The organism is Luteibacter sp. P4_E6 (genome assembly GCF_056401535.1).
The window spans coordinates 1-1,969 of sequence record NZ_JBFUJE010000656.1 but is presented as its reverse complement, the minus strand read 5'-3'; the positions used below and the strand labels follow the sequence as shown (position 1 = coordinate 1,969).

At 65.9% G+C, this 1,969-nt stretch carries 3 protein-coding genes; 2 read left to right on the top strand and 1 reads right to left on the bottom strand.

Features of this window, described 5'->3' with window-relative positions:
* Both AC1DT2_RS22030 and coaE read left to right on the top strand, forming a co-directional pair.
* Positions 1–431 (top strand): prepilin peptidase (locus AC1DT2_RS22030; RefSeq protein ID WP_477298743.1); only part of this gene is annotated, 431 nt, incomplete at its 5' end.
* Positions 428–1,033, top strand: a complete 606-nt coding sequence (gene coaE, locus AC1DT2_RS22025; protein ID WP_063573432.1) for a dephospho-CoA kinase — start codon at positions 428–430, stop codon at positions 1,031–1,033. The genes AC1DT2_RS22030 and coaE, both read left to right, overlap by 4 nt.
* A 99-nt stretch (positions 1,034–1,132) precedes the next feature.
* Here coaE and AC1DT2_RS22020 read toward each other — a convergent pair.
* Positions 1,133–1,969: EAL domain-containing protein (locus AC1DT2_RS22020; protein ID WP_477298742.1), on the bottom strand; the 837-nt coding region annotated here is incomplete at its 5' end.

Sequence of the window (1,969 nt, the reverse complement as noted above, 5' to 3'; positions counted from 1 at the left end):
CCCAGTTCCTCCCGGACGAACTCAACTACCCCCTGCTCTGGATGGGCCTTGCCCTCGCCCTGATCCCGGGCTGGCAGGTACTTCCGGTGTCGCCCTCTTCCGCCATTCTCGGTGCCCTTATCGGCTACCTCAGCCTCTGGAGCGTCTACTGGCTGTTCAAACTGCTCACCGGCAAGGAAGGCATGGGCCACGGCGACTTCAAGCTGCTCGCTGCGCTGGGCGCATGGCTGGGGCCGGTCGCCCTGTTGCCGATCATCATGCTGTCCTCGCTGATCGGTGCCCTGGTCGGCGGCGCGCTGATGCTGTTCCGCAAGCACCAGCGTGACGTGCCGATTCCCTTCGGCCCGTATATCGCCGCCGCCGGCTGGGTCTGGCTGATGTTTGGCGACACGCTGCTCGGAGGCTACATGCACCTGACGGGGATGCGATGAGCGCCTTCGTCGTCGCACTGACTGGCGGGGTTGCGTCGGGCAAGAGCTCGGTGGAGCGCTGCTTCGAGGCTCTGGGCGTGCATGCCTACGACGCGGATGTCGCGGCTCGCGCGGTGGTCGAGCCAGGCTCGGAAGCGCTTGCGGAGATTGCCCGGGCGTTCGGTACCGATGCGCTCGACAGCGAGGGCCGGCTGGATCGCCCGGCCATGCGCAAGCGCGTGTTCGACAACCTGCTGGCGCGTACGACGCTGGAGGGGATTCTGCATCCGCGTATTCGTACGTGGCTGCACGAGGCTGTGGCTGCCGATGAGGGTGCTTACTGCATCCTCTCGATTCCGTTGCTGGTCGAGAATCGCGCCAACTACGAGTGGGTCGACCGGGTGCTGGTGGTCGACGTGCCGGAGGCGGTGCAGATTGAGCGGCTGACGCGGCGGGACGGGGTGGATGAGGCGCTGGCGCGAAAGATGATTGCGGCGCAGGCGTCGCGCGAGCGACGGTTGGGGATGGCTGACGATGTGATCGTCAATGAGGGAAGTGAAGCGGAGTTGGCGGCTAAGGTGGCTGAGTTGCACCAGCGCTATCTTGAGCTATCCGCTCGGTAGGAGCCGATTTATCGGCGATTGCTGAGGGTGTCGCGGCCTGGGATCGCCGATGAATCGGCTCCTACCGAGCATGGAGCCGTGCATCGAACTGGGCGTCGATCAGACCGTCGAGGCGGCGGCTAGTCGCTCGGCGACGAATTCGTCGGCCAGCATGGGCCGGCCTACGTGATAGCCCTGCACGAGGTCGCAGTCCATTTCGACCAGGCGGCGCAGGGTCTCTTCGTTTTCCACGCCTTCGGCCACGGCTTCGAGACCCAGGCGATGGGCGACGTCGACCATGGCCTGGACCAGTAGCTCGGTGCGGCGGTCGCCGATCATGGCGTCGACGAAGCTGCGGTCGATCTTCAGCTCGGTGGCCGGGAAGTGACGCAGGTAAGCGAACGAGGCGTAGCCCGTGCCGAAGTCGTCGATGGCTACGCGCACGCCGTGGTCGCGCAGGCGGCGCAGCACGCGCACGCTCATGTCGAGGTCGGTGAGCAGCGCGGTTTCGGTGATCTCGATGATCGCGGATTCCGGCGGCACACCCCAGATTTCCAGCGCGCCGAGCATCTGTTCGGCAAAGCCCTGCTCGACGAAAACGCGTGGCGACAGATTGATCGCCACGTCGAGCGGACAGCCACCGCGGTGCAGGGCCGCCGTATGGCGTAGCGACGCGTTGAGGCTCCAGCGAGTCAGCTGCACGATGAGGTCGCTGCGCTCGGCAAACGGAACGAAGTCGGCCGGGGCCACTTCCACGCCGGAGCGTGTGTTCCAGCGCGCCAGCGATTCCACGCGGACCACCTCGCCCGTGCGCAGGTCGCACAGCGGCTGGAAGGCGACGTGCAAGCGGTTGGCTTCGATGTCCTCACGCAGTTCGCCGTAGAGGATTTCGATCGGCGTGACGTCTTGCTGATAAACCGCGAAAGGCTCGCCGACGCGAAGCGCCTCGTCGTGCGC